Raw genomic sequence first — 19,435 nt, 5'->3', positions numbered from 1 at the left:
GGCTGAAACACGCGATGAATGTCAAGACACCGAATGCAATCGACGGCTATGTCGGAGCGCGCATAAGGCTGCGCCGGCAGTTGCTCGGAATGAGCCAGGAACGTCTTGCCGAGCAAATCGGCGTGACCTTTCAGCAGGTACAGAAATACGAGAAGGGCATCAACCGCATCGGCGCCAGCCGTCTGCAGCGAATCGCCGAAGTGCTTCACACGTCGCCGAGCTTCTTCTTTGAGCAGGAAAATTCCGAGCCTTTGACGCTGCAAGGGCTGGATCTGCCCGCAAATACCGATCCGGTCGCCGAATTCCTGCGTACGAAAGAGGGATTGGTGCTCAATCGCGCCTTTCTGAAGATCGCCGACCGCAATGTCCGCGGAACGATCATCGCACTGGTGAATGCGATGGCGCAGGCGGAAAGCCGTGGTGTAACATTGGGCGCGCCCATCGCGGAAAGCCCCCTCCCGCTCGGAGAATAGTCGGGCATATCGGCAGGCATTATCCGCATGAAGCTCAGGCTCGAGTCATTTGGTGAATTGCGGCTGATCGACCCGGCCGGGCGACCGGCGGCGTTCCCGGAAAAAGGCCTGCTGGCGATTTGTTATCTGCTGGATCGTGATCTGCAGGACGGGGCCGGGAGCGAATATCCGCGCTCGGCACTGGCGCGCTTCTTGTGGGACAGCCATGATAATTCCGACATCATGGCCAACCTGCGCAAAACCATATCGCGCATTCAGGCGCGTCAGACCGAACTCGGCGCCGAGCTTCTAGCCTTCACGGCGACCGGTGTACGCGTCAGGCCGGATGCATTTTCCGGCGATCTCTTCGAACTTGCCAACTCGAAAGGCGAAGGCGCAGTTGAGAGGCTGCGGCGGCTGGTTGCCACCCTTCGCCAGGATTTCCTGGCCGGGCTCGCCGACCAAAGCGCCAGCACACGGCAGTGGATCGCCGGCCAGCGCGACCGGCACATGGCATTTCTGGTGGATGCGTTGAAGATAGCGCTGCCGATGGCCCAGTCGCGAGAGGATGTCAGCCTGATCAAGGAGGCGGCGCTCAGGATTTTCCGCGAGGCACCGGATGACGAAAACATTCGTCGTATCCTTCTCGATGCCTACGAGTCCGAAGGAGAGCTCGAGAAGGCGCGGCGACTTTTCGAAACGAGCAGGCATCAGCTGGAAAGCGCATTCGATATCGGCCTGGACATGCAGGCGCTGCGAGAGGTCCGCAAGATCTTTGCCGGTGGTCAACCGTCGCAGAGCGCTGCTGTGCCGCTCAGCGACGGCGTCGCCCGGGTTTCCGGTCCCCTGCCCCGCCTTGTGCTGCTGCCGCCGGCCGGGACGGATGCGGCCGGTGCCTTGCCGATGCTCTCCGAGGCGCTGATCGAGGACGTGACCATCGGCCTTTGCGCGCTGAATACGGTTTCGGTGGTGGCGCCCCATACGGCCGCTCGCATCGCACAAGATACCGACAAGGCCCAGCTGATCCTGCGCCATTCTATTTCCTATGTTCTCGACACGAGGCTGACCGATCGTGCGGGCAGCCGTGCGCTCTTTGTCCAGCTCGTCTATGCCGGCAGCGATGAAGTCATCTGGGCCGAGCGTTTCAGTCTCGAGAAATACGAATTGATAAGCCACCGGCGCGACATCGCCCGGCAGATTGCCAGAGAGCTTGCCGGGCAGGTCCGCCGGCACGAAACCATGCGCGATTCCTTCGAGGGCAATTCGGCCGCCTATCACAGCTACCTTCTCGGTCTGCGGGATGTGAAGCGGCTTGCCCTCCCCGATGTACGCCGCTCCCGAAAGGCTTTCCGCGAGGCGCTTCAACACAGCGCACATTTTGCCCCTGCGCTCAGCGGATTGTCGCGCACGTTTCTTGTCGAGTGGCTGCTGACGGCACGCGGCGACAGCGAGTTGCTCGGGCTTGCGGAGGACTATGCGAACCGGGCGATCGCCGCCGATCCGTCATTTGCGGCCGGCTTTCGTGAGCTCGGCGTTGCAAAACTTTATCTCGGGGACCTTGATGAAAGCGTCCTGGCGTTGAAGCTCGCGGAAGAGCTGAGCCCGCATTATGCCGACGGCATCGCGAGTTACGCCGATACGCTCGTCCATGCGTCGCGCCCTGCCGATGCATTGGCCAAGATCGAGCGGGCCATCTCACTCAATCCGCTGAGCCCAACCGACTATCTATGGACGGCGGCCGGTGCGAATTTTGCCCTCGGCCATTATGCCGAGGCGCTCGATCAGATTGCCCTAATGGACGACCGCACACCGGCCGACCGGCTTTCGGCTGCCTGCTGGGCCATGCTGGGCGATACGAAAAACGCGCGTCTCTATATGCGCAAGGTGCGCGAGATCTATCCGGATTTCGATGTCGACAAATGGCTTTCCGTCGTCCCCTTCAAGGAGCAATGGCAGAAGGAACAGTATCGCGAGGCGTTACGCAGGGCGGGGTTCTGAAGTCAGGCACCGAAAAGTGTCAGCCGGCAAATCCTGTCACGCCTGTGTCACGCGCGTCTTTCGTTCAAGAGGATTAAGCTGTCTTTGCTCTGTCGGCATGCGCCGGCACGGGAAGCCGGAGAATTTTCAGATGCACGACGTAGCCGAAGCAACGATCCCGCCGAAAAGTGACGAAGAGCTCAAGGAGCTGGTATCGCTCGCCAGATTGGTTGCCTATGCCCGAGAAAATGCCAAAGATCTGAACGCCGAATTCTCCGCCTATTGCCTGGATCTTGCGCTTGGCGCCCTGCTGCAGGACCTCGACAGAAGCGGCGTGTCCATTTCTCACGAAAGCGTCCAGGACGGTAATCTGCTCGGCACCCGACACTGAACAGCCATCCCGATCCAGCTGACCAGCCGTTGCAGGCTTGCCGGGGAGAGCTGCACGCATCCATATTTCGATGCCTGCTTGTGCCAAACGGCTATCATACCGAGAAGGTGTTGCTCTGGCGATTCGGCCCGTAAACAGGCGGCTGCTGCGCGGGCAACGCCAGAGGGCGCCACGTCCAAGCCGTTGAAAAAGATTAGACAACTCAGCGGTAGGGTCTTGTTAACCCTATTTGCCTTGCCACTCCTCCAGAATTGGCGATAAATGCAGTTTCAAAGCTCGCAGGGCTTTTAAATCGCATTTTCGAGATTTCCATGAATATGGCACCGCAGATAGAAAAAGCAATTTCTGATGTCGACCAACTGATCATTGGTCAGGCGCAGGAGCTATCCGACAAGCTGAAGCAGCATCGGCTCGAAATGTTTCCGCCGCGCGCGCTGAAAGGGCTCAGGGAGTTTCAGCTGGCCGAAGTGGCGCGGTTTCTCGGCGTGACCAGCGGCTATCTTCGCAACCTGTCGCTGGAAGGCAAAGGCGCCCTTCCCCAGGTCACGCCGTCGGGTCGACGGTCCTATACGGCCGAACAGATGGAAGAGATGCGCAGCTTCCTGGAGCACAATGCCCGCGCCGGAACGCATTATATGCGTCACCGCCAAGGCAGCGAACATCTGCAGGTCGTTGCCGTCGTCAATTTTAAGGGCGGCAGCGGCAAGACCACGAGTGCAGCACACCTTGCCCAGCACCTTGCCCTGACCGGCCACCGTGTGCTTGCCGTCGACCTCGACCCACAGGCGTCCCTTTCGGCCATCCACGGCTTTCAGCCTGAGTTCGACGTCAACGAGAATGAGACGCTCTACGCCGCCATCCGCTATGACGATCAACGGCGGCCGCTGAGCGAGATCATCCGGCCGACGAATTTCCCGAACCTGCATCTGGTGCCGGGCAATCTTGAGCTGATGGAATTCGAGCATGATACGCCGCGCGTGCTTGCTCAGGGCAAGGCAGGCGACTATGGTCGCGTCTTCTTCGCCCGCCTGGACGAGGCGCTGTCTTCGGTCGCCGACGATTACGATGTCGTCATCATCGACTGCCCTCCCCAGCTCGGCTTTTTGACGATGAGCGCCATTTGCGGCGCAACAGCCGTTCTGATCACCGTGCACCCGCAGATGCTCGATGTCATGTCGATGTGCCAGTTCCTTCAGATGCTTGGCGAAGTGCTGAATACGCTGAAAGGCGCCGGCGGCAACATGAACCTCGACTGGTTACGTTATCTCGTGACCCGTTACGACCCGCAGGACGGGCCGCAGACGCAGATGGTCGCTTTCATGCGTTCGATGTTCAAGAACCATGTGCTGACCAATCCGATGTTGCGCAGCGTCGCGATCTCCGATGCTGCGATGACCAATCAGACGCTTTACGAGGTCGAGCGGAGGCAGTTCACCCGCGCGACTTATGACCGCGCCATGGAGGCGATGGATGCCGTCAACAATGAGATCGGCGATCTCATTCATAAGGCTTGGGGGCGAAAATGACCGAGAAGTTTACTGCGGTAAACCGAGGCGAGGAGCGGACCGATGGCACGTAAGAATCTCCTTTCCGGCCTGATGGACGATTCCAAGAAGTTTACTGCGGTAAACAATGAGGACGACCCGCTTCAGAAGGACGAGAAGCATATCACCTATAAGGGGATTGGCGCTCTCGGCGCGGTTACGCGCAGTATCGATGCTCTGGCTGCCAAGGCGGACGCGGCCAAAGCGATCGAGGAGAAGCTGGCGACCGGCGAGACGGTGATCGATCTCGACCCTGCCCTGATCGAAGATTCGTTCGTGACCGACCGGCTGGCGCATCCCGACGAACAGTTTCGCGAATTGGTCGAGGCCATCCGCCTGCGTGGCCAGGATTCGCCGATCCTCGTCCGCCCGCATCCTGACAAAGACGGACGGTACCAGATCGCGTTCGGCCACCGCCGCGCCCGGGCCGCCCAAGAACTCGGCAGGCCTGTCCGCGCCGTCGTCAAGAAACTTGACGATCGCGACCATGTCATCGCTCAGGGCCAGGAGAATTCGGCGCGCGCCGATCTCTCTTTCATCGAGAGGACCATGTTCGCCGACAAGCTCGACAGCTTGGGTTTCGACAGGGAAACGATCATGTCGGCGCTCAGCGCCGACAAGACGACGGTTTCCAAAATGCTGTCCGTCACCAAGCGGATCCCAGCCGAGGTCCTGGCCGCGATCGGTGCGGCAAAGACGACCGGCCGCGACCGCTGGCACGATCTGTCGGTAAAATTCGAGACAGAAGACCTCTCTGCCCGGGCGATCGAGTTCAGCAGGTCGGCGGAGTTCGTAACGGCGGAGCCGGATGCCCGCTTCGATATGCTGGCTGCCTTTATCAGCAGGAGGCAACAACCGGCGCCATCCGCCGCAGTGCCGCTTCAGCCTGCGGCTCACGCTTGGCAGCACAAGGACGGCGCGGTCAGGGCGAAGATCAAGGATGACGGAAAACAATTCACCATCGCGTTGAAGGCGGAAAAGGCGTCTGCCTTTGGAGCCTATATCGCCAGCAATCTCGATCGTCTTTACGAGGCGTTCGAAAAGACACAAGATTTGACGAAAAAGGAGATCAATAAGCAATAGAAAAGGCCCCCGAACGTTGCCGTCGCGGAAGCCCTCTCTGATCTAGGCACCCAGGGACGCGAATCTTAGGTCGCAGCCACCCTCGACGAGATGGATCTGTTGCGCGAGGAGATCGTCAGTTGGAAATGCAGGTTAAAACTTACAATCCAGGCGGCAATGCCAAACAGGCTGAGCGCCGCGTACAGAATTCAAATCCACATTCTATTTCTGAACTTGAACCAAGCTTCGAACCGAAGCAGGGCGCCACCTCGGATGATCGATCGGAAGGTTGGGCCGTACCGATAGCCCAAATACAGAAGGATGAAGGAAAGAACGAGCATGTCTCCGCGGCACGCGCTGTCGCCGCTGCCAGCGGTGGGCTCAAATCCTTTCCGCTGGGGTTGGTGCTGCAGGCCTGCCCCGAGATTGCGGCCTACGGACCCCAAGGGGTCGGTCGGCACCTGGCGCGATCTGATCGCGGCGGCTGTGGTTGTTCGTTCGATGCTCGGCGTCAGCCCTTCGGCCTATGAACAGGCCTGCAATATCATGGGACCAGAAAATGCTGCCACCGTTATGGCTTGCGTCCTCGAAAGGGCAGGGCATATCAACTCGGCCGGCGGTTATCTGCGCGATCTGACACGCCCGCCGAGAGAGGAGAATTTGGCATCGGTCCGATGTTGATGGCCCTTGCCCGCACCAATTCGCCGAGGGGAAGCAGGATGAAGGTTCGCGCTTCGCTGTCCGACGCAACTATCATGGTTAATGAATGTGACGGAAATGAAGGCGGAGATCGCTTCGGATTGGGAAATTCTTACTTTTCGATCATGGGGTTAGACGGTTGCATATCGCGAAGCTGGACGGGCGATCAATCATCAACCCGGTCGGCCATGGAGGAATCACGATGTCTCGCAGTTGACGCGAAACGTTTTTTGACGATACGGCAAGGCGATAGCGCAAGAGCGGGTAACCGCCGGTGAGCAAGGAAGAGCTGCGAACATGGGTTTGAAACGGGCGGTGGATTTTTTCCTGGCTTTGATTGCGTCGGTGATCCTGCTCGTTCCGATCCTTATCGTTGCTCTTTGTGTTCGCCTGACCTCGCCGGGACCGATCCTCTATTGGTCACGACGTGTGGGCCGTTTCAACCGGATCTTCCTGATGCCGAAATTCCGCAGCATGCGCGTCGACACGCCAACAGTCGCCACGCATCTGCTCGAAAATCCGGATCGGTTTTTGACACCCATCGGGTCGTTTCTGCGTAAATCGAGCCTCGACGAACTGCCGCAGCTCTGGTGCATTCTGGGGGGCACGATGAGTTTCGTCGGCCCACGGCCGGCACTCTACAATCAGGATGATCTGATAAAGTTGCGAACGGCTTATGGGGTCGACAAACTCCTGCCCGGTTTGACCGGGTGGGCGCAGATCAACGGCCGCGACGAGTTGCCTGTTCCGGAGAAGGTGAAATTCGACATCGAATATCTCGAGCGGCGTTCGTTCGGCTTCGACATGCGTATCCTGTTTTTGACCGCAGAGAAGGTAATCCGCCGCAAGGGAATACGGCATTAAGCTACCTACTTCTGATAGATAAGCGGTGCGGAAGACCTTGATTTCCGATTATTTCAGTTGCGCTCATTGCAGAAAGCGACAAGAAGGTGGTTGTCTGTTGATCTGCGAGACGCTGGTAAGCAATGCCTGAAAATTCTCCCTCTGAGACATCGCGCTCACGATGGTTGTTGGTGCCATTGCAGGCGCTCGTTGCCCCTTTGCTGGCGATGCCGCGGGTTGCCAAACGCGCTTTGGCTTTGCTGGTGGATTCCAGCTTTTGTGTTCTGACGATCTGGCTGGCCTATTGCTTCCGGCTGAATGAATGGACGGTGCTGACCGGCGTGCAGTGGTTGCCGGTTTTCGTTTCGCTGTGCATGGCGCTTCCCATCTTCATCGTCATGGGCATGTATCGGGCGATCTTCCGTTATGCCAATCTGGCCGCTTTCATCACTGTCTTAAAGGCGATTGCGATCTACGGCCTCGCCTTCATGGCGATATTTACGGCTCTCAGCGTCCCAGGCGTTCCGAGAACCGTCGGCATTCTCCAGCCTTTCCTGCTTTTGATCGGGATCGGGCTGTCGCGGCTGGGTATCCGCTACTGGCTGGGCGACGCCTACCAGCGCATCCTTCACAAGAATATGCTTGCGAAGGTCCTGATCTACGGGGCGGGCAAAGCCGGGCGGCAACTGGCGGCCGCCCTGACGAACAGCGCCGAACTCAATGTCGTCGGCTATCTGGATGATGATCCGCGCCTCAAGGGCGGCGTCATGGGTGGCTTGCCGATCTATGAGCCCTCGGATCTTCCGGAGCTGGCCGAAACGCTTGGCGTGCACAATGTGCTTCTTGCTCTTCCGTCAGCATCCCGGCAGCGTCGCAACGAAATCCTGGAGCATATCCGCAAAGCCAGGGTGAATGTTCGCACATTGCCGGATCTCACGGCGCTTGCTCAGGGACGTGTCACTGTTTCCGACATTCGTGAGCTGGAGATCGAAGACCTGCTAGGAAGAGAAGCGGTCGCGCCGCGGCAGGAATTGCTCGACAAAGCAATGCGCAACAAGGTGGTGATGGTCACCGGCGCCGGTGGCTCGATCGGCGGCGAGTTATGCCGACAGATCCTGCGCAACGCGCCTTCCAGCCTGATCCTGCTCGATCAGAACGAGTTTGCGCTCTATAATATCGATGCCGAATTGCGGAAGCTGGCCGAACTCTACGAGCATGAAGATCTGCAGATCGTCCCGATCCTCTGTTCCGTCCGCGATCAGGATCGAATGGAGCATATCATCCGGAGCTGGCGACCGCAGACGCTCTATCATGCCGCCGCCTACAAGCATGTGCCGCTTGTCGAGCATAATGCCGTGGAGGGCATCAAGAACAACGTCATGGGTACGCTTGTTGCGGCTCGCGCGGCGCAGAAATACGGCGTCTCGAATTTCGTGCTGATCAGTACGGACAAGGCCGTGCGTCCTACAAATGTGATGGGTGCCAGCAAGAGGCTGGCTGAGATGGTTCTGCAGGCGCTCGCCGCAGAATCGACGACCGACAGAATGCGGACGAATTTTTCCATGGTCCGCTTCGGAAACGTTCTCGGCTCCTCCGGATCCGTCGTGCCACTTTTCAGGCAGCAGATCAAGGAAGGCGGCCCCGTTACGCTGACACATCGTGAGATAACCCGCTATTTCATGACCATTTCGGAAGCCTCGCAGTTGGTCATCCAGGCAGGCGCGATGGGTGAGGGCGGCGATGTTTTCCTGCTCGATATGGGAGAACCCGTTCGCATTGCCGATCTCGCCCGCAAAATGGTGGAGCTGTCCGGATTGGCCGTCCGTGACGAGGATAATCCGGAAGGGGATATCGAGCTTTCCGTTACCGGCCTCAGGCCTGGCGAGAAGCTTTATGAAGAACTGCTGATCGGGGATAATCCGGAAACAACTGAACATCCGCGGATCATGAAGGCGCGTGAGGATTTCCTGTTCTGGCCGGAGCTTTTGAAAAAGCTCAACTCGCTCAACGCGGCATTGGATCGGAACGACATGGTTGCTGCACGTATGACGTTGGCCGAGCTCGTTTCTGGCTATTCGTCGACGGGTGAGGTTTCGGATCTGGCTTTCACCGGCGCCGAAACCAATACGGCCGCCTGAGAAGCGCAAACGTCAAAGCGCGCCTGCGTCAGGCTTGCGTCCTGTAGCGCGCTTTCGCTCTATGCAAGTCGTCATCCCAGTACAACTGCACCCCTTCCGAAGGCATCGAAGCAATTGCAGGAAAAGTGCGAAGCGGTTTTCCGTCCGGGATTGCATTGAAACAAAGGTTGGAGCGGTTCGGCGCTTCCGTGAAAACCTGTACCGCTCTAGTTTCGAACGACGGGCACAAAGCCTGTGCTGCCGCGATCCACGCAAATAAGAGCTACCAGATAAGCGAAGATCGGATCCAGGGCTTTCTGATTGAACATGATGCCGAGGCTGCCGGTGATGACGTAGCTGCTGACGAGCAGAAGCGCGAGCGCAATGGCCAGATCCCGGCCCGGTCCGGCTTCCTTTCTCCAAGCGCCGATCACCGGCGTCGCGAGCATCAGCGACAGCGCTGCAATACCGAAAATGCCGGCATCGATCCCCGCGGTCAGAAAACCGTTGTGAACATGCGAATAGGTCAGTTGCGGCCTTATGCTTTCGGGCAGCTCTGCCAATACCGAAGCCATCCGGTTTTGCGGGCCATAACCCGTCAACGGGTCTTTGCTGATCGCCGATACTGCGCCTTTGTACAGTGCGAAGCGTGCGCTGAGCGACGTGACCTCGCCGTCGCTGCGTTCGAGCGACGCCATATTCTCCTGCAGCGCTTCGATGCGATGAAGGATTTGGCCGCTGCCGAGGGCAATAAGTCCCGCAAACAGCAAAGACCCGGTGATGGCGAGGCTGCGCAAACTCAGATGGAAGCTGTGTTTGCGAAAATACCAGAGGAAAATAGCGATATGAATGGGTATGACCAGCCAGGCCGAGCGCGTACCCGACAGCAGGACGCAGCCCAGACCGGCGGCATATCCCAATATGGCAATTCTTTGCTCGACACTTTTGGGTGATTGAACGTTGAGAAGCGCGATGCCACCGAAAAGAACGCCTATTACGCCCAGCAGGGCGGCGTTCGATGTCCCGGCCTCTGCCCTCTCCATGGCGAACATGATCTGCAACAGGCTGAAAAGAAAGGTAACGATCATGCCGATCCCTGCGCCGAGAATAAACAGTGGCACGAGGCTGCCATTGGGAGACTGGCGCATCCGCGGCAAAACCAGCCAGACCGCAAAGAAAGGCAGCAGCCGGAATATCCAGTCCAGTTCTTCGGAGTAGGGCGGATTGACGAATATGCTGGCGATCATCACCAGCGGGTAAATCGACATGCCAATGGCAACCAGCCGGTCGGATTTCGACAGGTTCAGGACCATGCTGCCTGCCGCCAGACAGTAGAGGCCCCACACCATCGATCCGAGAAGAATGAACGAGTTAAAGTTCGGCGAAAGTCCAGGAAGGATGGCAAAGAGGAAGACCGCAATGCGGTTGTTCCGATCGAGCGTGCTTCCCGTCCCATTTTCAGGATAGAGCACTGCTATCTTCAGTTGTCTGAGGTATTTCACTTGCCGATCCTGACCATGCTGATGCCGTTTCGCTAAGGATCGCGGTCACGCCTGTCAAGCCGGGGATTGCGTGCAATCTATGGCTTTAAGCCTCGTGGTATTCCAGCAACAGGCCTCCATGGGCGCAGGCGGTTCTATGAAATGTCGCAATCCGGCATAAAGGCCAGCTCCAGCAGTAAAACACGTCTGAGGTGCAGTAGGCCGTAGGTTTGGTCGACATACATATTCGCGCAAGATCGCTGATTGCATTGAAGGCTGAAAAGCATTGACAGAAATGATGCGTGGTCGCGGTCGTCCGGCCAGCTTATATAACCTCCCTGCTATCAAAGTGTCATCGCTATCGCCAATATCGCCCTGTCACATTTTCGGACGATGATCGACCGAGGAGGTAGCCGAGGCCGAATGCCAGAATGCCGGTGCCGAGCAACAGGGCGCTGGCGGTATGCGGATGATCCCTGACGCCGTAGGCGACGGCGTAAGCCTCACGCTTCACCCCATCGGCGGCCGACTTCGCGGCTTTGGTTAAACCCTCTGGCTGCTCAGCCGGTTTTCCGGTGAATCCGGCGTTCAAGTTCTGTTTGTCGGTCATGTCGGGACCTTTCCTGAAATTGGCTCGAGGCGGACGTTCAACTCTGCTCGCGCGTGCCGGGGGAGGCTTCGCGTTGATCGGCATCCTCGAGATCCGTTTTGACGAGGAACGCATCGGTATGTTCGCGCAACGCCTCCCGCAGTGCCGCAAGATTTGGCGGGTTATCGATTTCGCCCTGTACTTCGAGTTCATGGGCATCGAGTTCGTGTTCGGCCAGTGTCCAATGATGCCGGTGCTGGCCTTCCGGCCTGCCTTCCATCTCCCAGAGGGAATATGCCCTTTTCCGAATTTCCTCCTCGCGGGTGGTTGCCGGCAATCCGCCGCTATGCCTGTCGGTTTCGTTTGCGTCTGGCCGGGCTTTCTCCCGTCCGCGCGCCCTCGCGACAGATGAAAATTCCGGCCGGGCGTCGCCTAGCTTTTCGTTTGTCCTGCGTTGTGCTGGATTTTTCATGAGAGTCGCCTTGGGGATTTCAACCAACTCGGCCGATCTAAGTTCCAAAAAAACAGTGTATTGAGGGAAGGGACCCATCACCTCGGTTGGCAAGGCAAGACAACTGGTATACTAGTATGCAAACAGTCTCACCGTCCTGGTATGGGTATGCCGCAGGCGTCAGAAACCGAAGTTTTGGTCGTCCCGCCGCAAGAAATCGGCGGAAGGCTGCGCCGGGTCACCACGGCCGGCGCCATTTATGAGCGGCTGCATGCCAATATCGTCTCGCTGCGGATGCCGCCTGGCATGGCGCTGCAGGAAAAGCGCATCGCCGAGGATTTCGGCGTCAGCCGCACACCGGTCCGAGAGGCACTGCTCAGACTTTCCGAAGGCGGGCTGGTCGATATCTATCCGCAGTCGGGTACTGTCGTATCGCGGGTTCCGGTTTCGGCGATCCCCGAAGCCGTCGTCGTGCGCAAGGCGCTCGAAGGCACAACCGTCGAGACGGCTGCTCTGAACGCCACCGCTGCCGATATCGCCCGTCTCGATGCCATCATCGCCCGGCAGCGCTCGCATGCGGCGACCGGCAATGCTTCGAGCTTCCATGAAGAGGACGAGGCCTTTCACGAAGCAATCGCGCAGATATCGGGTTATCCCGGCATCTGGGTGATCCTGAAGACGGTCAAGGTGCAGATTGACCGGGCGCGACGGCTGACGCTGCCGGTGCTCGGACGAATGGACAATGTGGTGCATGAACATCTGATCATCCGCGATGCGCTCGCCGCCCACGATGCTGCGGCTGCACGTGATGCGATGATCCACCACCTGAGCGCCGTCATTCCCGACGTCGACGAGCTGCGTTCGCGTTACCCCGATTATTTCTGCTGACGGCAGATCCAGACACGAAACAAAATGCAAGGGAAGGAAGAAGCATGCGGCAAGGTTGGAGATGGTTCGGGCCGGAAGCGCCGGTAACGCTGGATGATGTCCGCCAGACGGGCGCGACCAATATCGTCTCTTCGCTGCACCAGGTGCCGATCGGCAGGGCCTGGACGGAAAAGGAAGTGCGCGAGCGCCAATCGCTGATTGAGACGACGCCAGGCGACCGTTCGCCGCTCGTCTGGTCGGTGGTCGAGAGCATTCCGATTCCCGATGCCGTCAAACGCAAGGGCGGCGAGGCGAGGGGCGAAATCGAGGCGTGGATCGCCAGCCTCGAAGCGGTGGCCGCCTGCGGCATTCCGATCGTCTGCTACAATTTCATGCCGGTGGTGGACTGGACCCGCACCGAACTCGACTTCGTGACGCCGACTGGCGCCACCGCCATGCGCTTCGATCACGAGCGCTTCGCGGCCTTCGACCTCTTCGTCCTGGAGCGGCCGGATGCGGGCCAGCAATATACCGCGGAGGACCGCGAACGTGCCCGTGTCGTCTTCGAGGCGATGTCGGAGGCGGAGATCGCCGAGATCACCCGTATCATTACCTCGGCTCTGCCTGGTTCGACCACCGAGCCCCTCACCATTCCGGCCTTCCGGGAAAAGCTGGTCGCCTATAGCGGCATCGACGCCGCCCGGCTGCGCCGGCATCTGATCGAATTCCTGGAGGCGGTGACGCCGGCTGCCGAAGCCCGCGGCGTCAAGCTGACGCTGCATCCGGATGATCCGCCACGTTCGCTGTTCGGCCTTCCCCGCATCGCTTCGACGAGCGATGATTATGCCGCTCTCTTCGATGCGGTGCCGTCACCGGCGAACGGCATGTGTTACTGCACCGGCAGTCTCGGCGTGCGCGCTGAGAACGACCTGCCGGCGATCGCCCGCCGCTTTGCTTCGCGCATCCACTTCGCCCATCTGCGTGCCACGACCCGCGAGGGCGACGGCCGGACCTTCCATGAAAGCGCGCATCTCGAAGGCGACGTCGACATGGTTGCGGTGCTCCGGGAGTTGGTGGCGGAAGATAAGCGCCGCAGTGCCGAGGACACCATCGTCTTCCGCTCGGACCACGGCCATCGCATGCTCGACGATCTCGACAAAACAGTCACCCCCGGCTATCCGGCGATCGGCCGCATGCGCGGCCTTGCCGAACTGCGCGGCATCCTGCATGCGCTGGGCGCCCCGCCGAACTGAGGGCGCCCGGATCGCCGCCCTGCGCCAGCGGAAATCGGCGCGCTCTGAAGTCCAAGCGGTACTTCAGAGCGCGCAACCCTTCAAAAATAGATCGGTGCACATCTTCGCCCGTGCCGCGATCGCATCGATCTTCGGCGGCGGCTCCTGGCGCAGCATCGCGGCGCGCTGCGGCTCCATGATCATCATGCCGCGCAGCATGCCGCAGGCCGCATGCGGATCGTTGAGTGTTATCAGCCCACGCTCGATCTGCCTGCGCAGCCAGTCCTCCATCAGTGTGTTGGTCCTGACGATGGCCTTCTCATAAAAGCTATTGGCGATCTCCGGAAAGCGGTCGGACTCGCTGATGACGAGCCGGGTGACGGTGATCGTATCCATTGACAGTGTCAGCATGCCATAGGCCGTCAGCATACGTTCCAGCCCCTGCCTGAGATCCGCTACGGCGAGCGTGCCGGGGTCAAGCGCCATGAGGAAGCGTCCGGTCCGCTCCGTGACCATCTCGGAAAAGAGATCCGCCTTCGTCGGAAACAGGCGGTAGAGCGTCTTGGTCGAAACCCCTGCGTCTTGTGCGATTGCAGCAATGCTTGCCGCGGCATAGCCGCTCTCATGAAACTGCCTGTTCGCCGCCTCGATGATGACGCTTCTCGTATCGTCGTCGCAGCGGATTTGCGGTCGGCCTCGCGGCCTCTTCTCGATTTCGTGATTTTGGACCATGACTATTTTCCAAATTCTCGTTGACATCCATTTTCTAATACATATTTTGGAAAATATCAAGTTTCCTAAAGTGCATTCCATTCGAATTCAAAGGCCGCGGCCGATAGCGACAGCGACCACTCCCAGGAGAGAGACAATGTCCATCAAAACCCTGCAGGCTCTGAACAACAACGCGCCTGCCTCGGAAATCACGGCGGAAGCCGCACCCGCAACCCTTGACGCCGGCAACGCGCCCCGCATCACTGAGGCCGTCGTCGTATCGGAGCCTGCCGTTCGCAAGCGCCGTGGCCGCGGATTGCTTCTGGGCGCAACGGCTGTCGTCCTGATCGCTGCAGGCGCCTATTACGGCCACGACTACTGGACAGTCGGCCGCTTCCACATCTCGACAGACGATGCCTATGTGAAGGCCGACAATACGACCGTCGCACCGAAGGTTTCGGGCTATCTCGCCGAAGTGCTCGTCAGCGATAATCAGGTGGTCAAGGCTGGTCAGCCGCTTGCGCGCATCGACGACCGCGACTTCAAGGCCGCTCTCGATCAGGCAAGCGCCGATGTCGCCGCGGCCGAGGCAACGCTCAACGCCAAGCAGGCTTCGCTTGATATCCAGCAGTCGGCAATCGCCGCCGCCCGCGCGACGGTTGACGTCGACCGCGCGAACGAAACTTTCGCCGAGCAAAACAACAAGCGTTATTCGAACCTCGCCACCAGCGGCTACGCCCCGGTCCAGACGGCGCAGCAGGCCGCTTCGCAGATTGCCGCCGCCCAGGCCACGATCGTTCGCGACAGCGCTTCGCTCGACGCCGCCGTCAAGCAGGTCGATCTCTTGAACGCCGAGCTTGCCCAGGCGAAGGCTGCGCTTGCCCGCAGCCAGGCCGTGCAGCATCAAGCCGAGCTGAACCTCTCCTATGCAACGATCACAGCACCCGTCGACGGCACGGTCGGCAACCGGACGCTGCGTGTCGGCCAGTATGTTCAGGCCGGAACCCAACTCATGGCGGTCGTGCCGACGAGCGCGGTCTATGTGATTGCCAACTATAAGGAAACGCAGCTCACCGACGTCCGAGCCGGCCAGCCCGTGGAGATCGAGGTCGATACCTTCCCGGGCCGTACCTATCGCGGCCGGGTCGACAGCCTCGCTCCGGCAAGCGGCCAGGAATTTGCCCTGCTGCCGCCCGATAACGCCACCGGCAACTTCACCAAGGTCGTCCAGCGCATCCCGGTCAAAATCGTGCTCGACGGCGACGCCGCCATGAGTGGCGACCTGCGCCCCGGCATGTCCGTCCAACCGAGCATCGATACCAAGAACGACCGCAGCTAGGCCGGGAGCGAGGAGTTCGTGTCATGTCCACCATCGCAGCAACAACCTTAGCCACATCGCAGCCGCGCGCCAGCACCCGGGAATGGATCGCCGTTCTCGCCGGCATGATCGGCGCCTTCATGGCGATCCTCAACATCCAGATCACCAATGCGTCCCTCCTCGACATCGAGGGTGGCATCGGAACGGGCGTCGACAACGGCGCCTGGATCTCCACCTCCTACTTGATCGGCGAAATCGTCGTCATTCCGCTGACGGCCTATTTCAGCGGTGTTTTCTCGTTCCGCCGTTATATCCTCGTCAACTCCGTGCTTTTCCCGCTGTTCTCCATCGCCTGTGCCTTCGCCCATGATCTCGGCACGATGATCGTGCTGCGCGGCCTGCAGGGCTTTGCCGGCGGTGTGCTGATCCCGATGGCTTTCACCATGGTTTTGACCAAGCTGCCGAAATCGCAGCAGCCGCTCGGCCTCGCTATCTTCGCGCTTTCGGTCACCTTCGCACCGGCGATTGGCCCGACCATTGGCGGTTATCTCACCGAAAACTATGGCTGGCAGACGATTTTCTTCATCAATGCCGTCCCGAGCGCGATCATGGTGGTGGCGCTCGCCCTGACGCTCGACAAGCAGCCGATGCAGCTTGGTCTGCTGAGGGAAGGCGATTGGGCTGGTATCTTCACCATGGCGATCGGTCTTTCGGCACTGCAGACGGTGCTTGAAGAAGGCAACAAGGAGGACTGGTTCTCCTCGCCCTTCATCGTCAAGCTGAGTATCGTCGCCTTCGTCTTCCTCGCCGCCTTTATCTGGATCGAGCTCACCGTCAAGAAGCCGCTGGTCAAGCTCAGCCTGCTGAGGCAGCGCAACTTCGGCATCGGTGTTGCGGTCAACGTGCTTGTCGGCGTCGCTCTCTTCGGCAGCGTCTATATCCTGCCGCAATATCTCGGCCAGGTGCAGCGCTACAATGCCGAGCAGATCGGCAACGTGCTGGCCTGGACCGGTCTGCCGCAACTGCTGCTCATCCCACTCGTGCCGATGATGATGAAACGCTTCGATGCGCGTTACATCGGATTCCTCGGTATCTCGATCTTCGCGATCAGCTGCTTCATGAACGTCATGCTTTCGGCCGATACCGCCGGCGACCAGTTCTGGATCCCGAACATCATTCGCGCGATCGGCCAGGCGCTGGTGCTAACGCCGATCACCGCTATCACCACCGCCGGCATCGCAGCCGCCGACGCGGCCGCCGCTTCGGGCCTGACCAACATGCTGCGCAATCTCGGCGGGGCGGTCGGCACGGCAACGCTCGGCACGGTTCTGACCAAGCGCGAGCAGTTCCACTCCAACATCATCGGCCAGTCGATAACGCTCGGCCGCGATGAAGTCCGCAACCGCCTCGACCAGGTGACCGGCTACTTCATGTCGCACGGCGTCTCCGACCATGCGGTCGCAACGCAGAAAGCTGTGGTGGCGCTCGGGCAGATCGTCAAACGCCAGGCCCTGATTATGGGCTTCAGCGATACCTTCGCCGTTATCGGCACGGTGCTTGCCATTGCTGCCATTGCCTTGCTCTTCGCCCAGAAGCCACGCGCAGGCGGGGGCGCCGGCGCCCATTGAAGATCAGCTGTCCTGCCTCGACGGGATGGAGAGCTGGCGGCCACTACAGCCCACCGCCGACCCATAGTCGCGACGGGGGCCTCTCGATAAGTGCCGGGTTGCCCACGCGCACTGAGCGGGTCCTTCGTAGCAATCCCTTCTTTGCGGTGGTGTATCGCTGACAAAACAGCGCACCGAATTCGGCATGGGCCTCGCCAGCTTCAACGCAAATAGCATCCCATTTACGCCCTTCAAGCGTGACGAAGCCGTCCCAAGCTATTGCATACATCGCTATCGCCTCAGCCGGCGCGACACTATTCTTGGCAGCTTGAACACCATCTTCGAGCTTGGCCATGGCAAAGCGAGTGAGCTTTTTTTGACCCGCTGGGTCCACAAGCATTGTGAACGGGGTAAGCGGCCCCCCACCATCTTCAACACTCGCGAAGCCGTGGTCGATGGCAAGAAAGAAAAAATCAGCGAAGGCTTGTGACGGACTGAAGTTGTTCATGCTCTGCATCCCGGGCATTTCGGCTGACAAGCTTTTAAAGCTCTCTCGTTGACGACCAGAAACGCGAAACCGTAAAATCTTATCGATTCCACATTTTCGTCAGTGGCTGGCTCACACGAAGGAGGGCTTTTCTGCAAAGCCTATTTCGGAATCTCGACCCTAAAGGCGAAGCTTGCCACGGCACCCGGCGCCAGGATGGTCGTGGAGGGACGTTTCGACAGTTCGGTCGAACTTCCGCCCTCCGCAGCCGTTCCATGCCAAGGCTCGATGCAGATGAACGGCGCACCCGGTTTGGTCCACAAGGCAAGGTTGGGCAGGTTCTTGAAGCCAAATAGCAAGCTCGGTCCGCTTTCGGCGCCGTAACGCAGCCCTTCGCCCGCACCTTGCGGGAAGATCATCGCATCCTGCTCGAACATCGCATGATCCAGCACCAGCCGGCCGGCATTGAACGGCGAGGGCAGCGCCGCAGGGTTGATCAGGCCACCCTCCAGCCGTACGAGCCCCGGCTCGCCTTGATTGTCGAGCATAACCGTATGGGCGTGCCCGGCAGCACCGGGCAACGGCCAGGCGAAAGCCGGATGGAAGCCGAGCCCGAACGGCATCGCCTTGCTGTCGCGATTGGTAACCTCTGCTGTCACCGTCAAAATGCGGCCCTCGACCGCATGCTCCAAGGTCAGCTGAAAATCGAATGGATACACTGCTCTCGTGGCTTCGGAGGCGACCAGCTGGTGCCGGCACATCGTTGCCGTGGATGCTGCAAGTCTAAACTCGCTCCGGCGGGCAAAACCATGCTGGGCCATCGGGTAGACCGCGCCGTCGATCGCGATCTTGTCATCCGGAGCCTTGCCGACGATCGGAAACAGGATCGGCGACCGCCCGGTCCAGAAGGCTGCATCGCCCGTCCACAGCCAGGAGCGTCCGTCGCTTGACGTAAGCGACTGCATCTCGGCGCCAAGGGGAGAGATGTCGACGGTGAGATCCTGATTGCCGATCCGGATTAAGGTTGGCATCGCAATTCCCTTTCGCGCTGGTTCGGTACCAAGCCATACCTTTCCGCACCAGGGATTTCCACTCAATAGGTGGAGCGCGCGGTGGTGTGATCATGTTGTTGGGCGGACGTTATTTCCTGATCGCACCCAATCTTGCGAGCACTTCATTCGGGATTCCGTAGCGCTGAATGGCATCGCGATTGTTGCGCAGCCCGCAGATCTCGCGCTGGATGAAGAATTCCCAGACGGCATCGGAGGCTGCATTGAGCAGCCTCTCGTGTTCCTCGGCACTCTGGCGCTCGGCGGCCCAAGCCTTCAGCGCTGCAAGCGCCGCTTCCACCTTCAGCCCGTGACGCCCGAGCGCATCGGCACGTTCGGCCATCAGCTCGTATTCGAGGACGTTGAAGCCGTTTCTATCCTGCTGGGATTGTCTGAAGGATTGCGGCGGACGAACGCTCATTGGCACGAATTCCCTTCGGCGAAGGCCACGATCTTAGCCAATCCGGCTCGACAGATCGAGAGGGTTCGAACGGGTCTATCCCGTCATTTCCATGCGTGGCATAAGGGCGCCGAAAAACTTTCCCCCTGGGCCCAGCA

The 19,435-nt window shown here is 59.6% G+C and carries 18 protein-coding genes and 1 pseudogene; 12 read left to right on the top strand and 7 right to left on the bottom strand.

Features of this window, described 5'->3' with window-relative positions; all coding sequences use genetic code 11:
• Positions 1 to 14 precede the first annotated feature (14 nt).
• The 8 genes and pseudogenes from FFM81_RS28645 (at position 15) to FFM81_RS28610 (ending at position 9,106) form a co-directional block, all read left to right on the top strand.
• Positions 15 to 473 (top strand): helix-turn-helix domain-containing protein, encoded by a 459-nt coding sequence (locus FFM81_RS28645; protein WP_003571865.1) that lies wholly within the window; start codon positions 15 to 17, stop codon positions 471 to 473.
• 27 nt (positions 474 to 500) lie between these two features.
• Positions 501 to 2,450, top strand: coding sequence for an AfsR/SARP family transcriptional regulator (locus FFM81_RS28640; RefSeq protein WP_025418069.1), 1,950 nt, complete (start codon positions 501 to 503; stop codon positions 2,448 to 2,450).
• A gap of 130 nt (positions 2,451 to 2,580) precedes the next feature.
• Positions 2,581 to 2,820: a hypothetical protein gene (locus tag FFM81_RS28635; protein ID WP_003571860.1), complete on the top strand. Its 240-nt coding sequence runs from the start codon at positions 2,581 to 2,583 to the stop codon at positions 2,818 to 2,820.
• Positions 2,821 to 3,131: 311 nt separating this feature from the next.
• Positions 3,132 to 4,346 (top strand): plasmid partitioning protein RepA, encoded by a 1,215-nt coding sequence (repA, locus tag FFM81_RS28630; protein ID WP_003571859.1) that lies wholly within the window; start codon positions 3,132 to 3,134, stop codon positions 4,344 to 4,346.
• 42 nt (positions 4,347 to 4,388) lie between these two features.
• Positions 4,389 to 5,447 (top strand): plasmid partitioning protein RepB, encoded by a 1,059-nt coding sequence (gene repB, locus FFM81_RS28625; protein WP_138384649.1) that lies wholly within the window; start codon positions 4,389 to 4,391, stop codon positions 5,445 to 5,447.
• Between the two features lie 69 nt (positions 5,448 to 5,516).
• Positions 5,517 to 6,133 (top strand): annotated as a pseudogene (repC, locus tag FFM81_RS28620) (plasmid replication protein RepC); the annotation flags it as partial.
• Between the two features lie 289 nt (positions 6,134 to 6,422).
• Positions 6,423 to 6,989 carry a sugar transferase gene (locus tag FFM81_RS28615; RefSeq protein WP_097537007.1) on the top strand — a complete coding sequence of 189 codons (567 nt, stop codon included), beginning with the start codon at positions 6,423 to 6,425 and terminating at the stop codon, positions 6,987 to 6,989.
• Between the two features lie 122 nt (positions 6,990 to 7,111).
• Positions 7,112 to 9,106 (top strand): polysaccharide biosynthesis protein, encoded by a 1,995-nt coding sequence (locus tag FFM81_RS28610; protein WP_138384650.1) that lies wholly within the window; start codon positions 7,112 to 7,114, stop codon positions 9,104 to 9,106.
• Positions 9,107 to 9,312: 206 nt separating this feature from the next.
• Here FFM81_RS28610 and FFM81_RS28605 read toward each other — a convergent pair whose 3' ends face one another.
• From FFM81_RS28605 to FFM81_RS28595, 3 genes are all read right to left on the bottom strand, one after another.
• Positions 9,313 to 10,587, bottom strand: a complete 1,275-nt coding sequence (locus FFM81_RS28605; RefSeq protein ID WP_138384651.1) for an O-antigen ligase family protein — start codon at positions 10,585 to 10,587, stop codon at positions 9,313 to 9,315.
• A 337-nt stretch (positions 10,588 to 10,924) separates the two neighbouring features.
• Complete coding sequence (locus FFM81_RS28600) at positions 10,925 to 11,176, bottom strand: hypothetical protein (protein WP_138384652.1); 252 nt, start codon at positions 11,174 to 11,176, stop codon at positions 10,925 to 10,927.
• 37 nt (positions 11,177 to 11,213) lie between these two features.
• Complete coding sequence (locus tag FFM81_RS28595; protein ID WP_003571852.1) at positions 11,214 to 11,627, bottom strand: DUF2934 domain-containing protein; 414 nt, start codon at positions 11,625 to 11,627, stop codon at positions 11,214 to 11,216.
• A 147-nt stretch (positions 11,628 to 11,774) separates the two neighbouring features.
• Here FFM81_RS28595 and FFM81_RS28590 point away from each other — a divergent pair, with 147 nt between their 5' ends.
• Together FFM81_RS28590 and uxuA are read left to right on the top strand one after the other, a co-directional pair.
• Positions 11,775 to 12,494: a GntR family transcriptional regulator gene (locus tag FFM81_RS28590; RefSeq protein ID WP_025418074.1), complete on the top strand. Its 720-nt coding sequence runs from the start codon at positions 11,775 to 11,777 to the stop codon at positions 12,492 to 12,494.
• Positions 12,495 to 12,538: 44 nt separating this feature from the next.
• Positions 12,539 to 13,726, top strand: coding sequence for a mannonate dehydratase (uxuA, locus tag FFM81_RS28585; protein WP_138384653.1), 1,188 nt, complete (start codon positions 12,539 to 12,541; stop codon positions 13,724 to 13,726).
• A gap of 63 nt (positions 13,727 to 13,789) precedes the next feature.
• Here uxuA and FFM81_RS28580 read toward each other — a convergent pair whose 3' ends face one another.
• Positions 13,790 to 14,437, bottom strand: a complete 648-nt coding sequence (locus tag FFM81_RS28580) for a TetR/AcrR family transcriptional regulator (protein WP_138384654.1) — start codon at positions 14,435 to 14,437, stop codon at positions 13,790 to 13,792.
• Between the two features lie 136 nt (positions 14,438 to 14,573).
• On the opposite strand from FFM81_RS28580, the gene FFM81_RS28575 reads away from it, so the two are divergent.
• Positions 14,574 to 15,755, top strand: a complete 1,182-nt coding sequence (locus tag FFM81_RS28575) for an HlyD family secretion protein (RefSeq protein ID WP_138384655.1) — start codon at positions 14,574 to 14,576, stop codon at positions 15,753 to 15,755.
• 23 nt (positions 15,756 to 15,778) lie between these two features.
• Positions 15,779 to 17,362 carry a DHA2 family efflux MFS transporter permease subunit gene (locus FFM81_RS28570; protein WP_138384656.1) on the top strand — a complete coding sequence of 528 codons (1,584 nt, stop codon included), beginning with the start codon at positions 15,779 to 15,781 and terminating at the stop codon, positions 17,360 to 17,362.
• A 43-nt stretch (positions 17,363 to 17,405) separates the two neighbouring features.
• Here the strand turns inward: FFM81_RS28570 and FFM81_RS28565 are convergent, their stop codons facing one another.
• From FFM81_RS28565 to FFM81_RS28555, 3 genes are all read right to left on the bottom strand, one after another.
• On the bottom strand, positions 17,406 to 17,849 hold the full coding sequence (locus tag FFM81_RS28565; protein WP_138384657.1) for a hypothetical protein: 444 nt from the start codon (positions 17,847 to 17,849) through the stop codon (positions 17,406 to 17,408).
• A gap of 140 nt (positions 17,850 to 17,989) precedes the next feature.
• Positions 17,990 to 18,859, bottom strand: coding sequence for an aldose 1-epimerase family protein (locus tag FFM81_RS28560; RefSeq protein WP_138384658.1), 870 nt, complete (start codon positions 18,857 to 18,859; stop codon positions 17,990 to 17,992).
• A gap of 109 nt (positions 18,860 to 18,968) precedes the next feature.
• Positions 18,969 to 19,298 (bottom strand): DUF6665 family protein, encoded by a 330-nt coding sequence (locus FFM81_RS28555; protein WP_138384659.1) that lies wholly within the window; start codon positions 19,296 to 19,298, stop codon positions 18,969 to 18,971.
• Positions 19,299 to 19,435: the final 137 nt, after the last annotated feature.

The sequence above is a fragment of the Rhizobium hidalgonense genome, from assembly GCF_005862185.2.
Taxonomy (GTDB): Bacteria; Pseudomonadota; Alphaproteobacteria; order Rhizobiales; family Rhizobiaceae; genus Rhizobium; species Rhizobium hidalgonense.
This window is presented reverse-complemented; position numbering and strand designations above follow the sequence as displayed.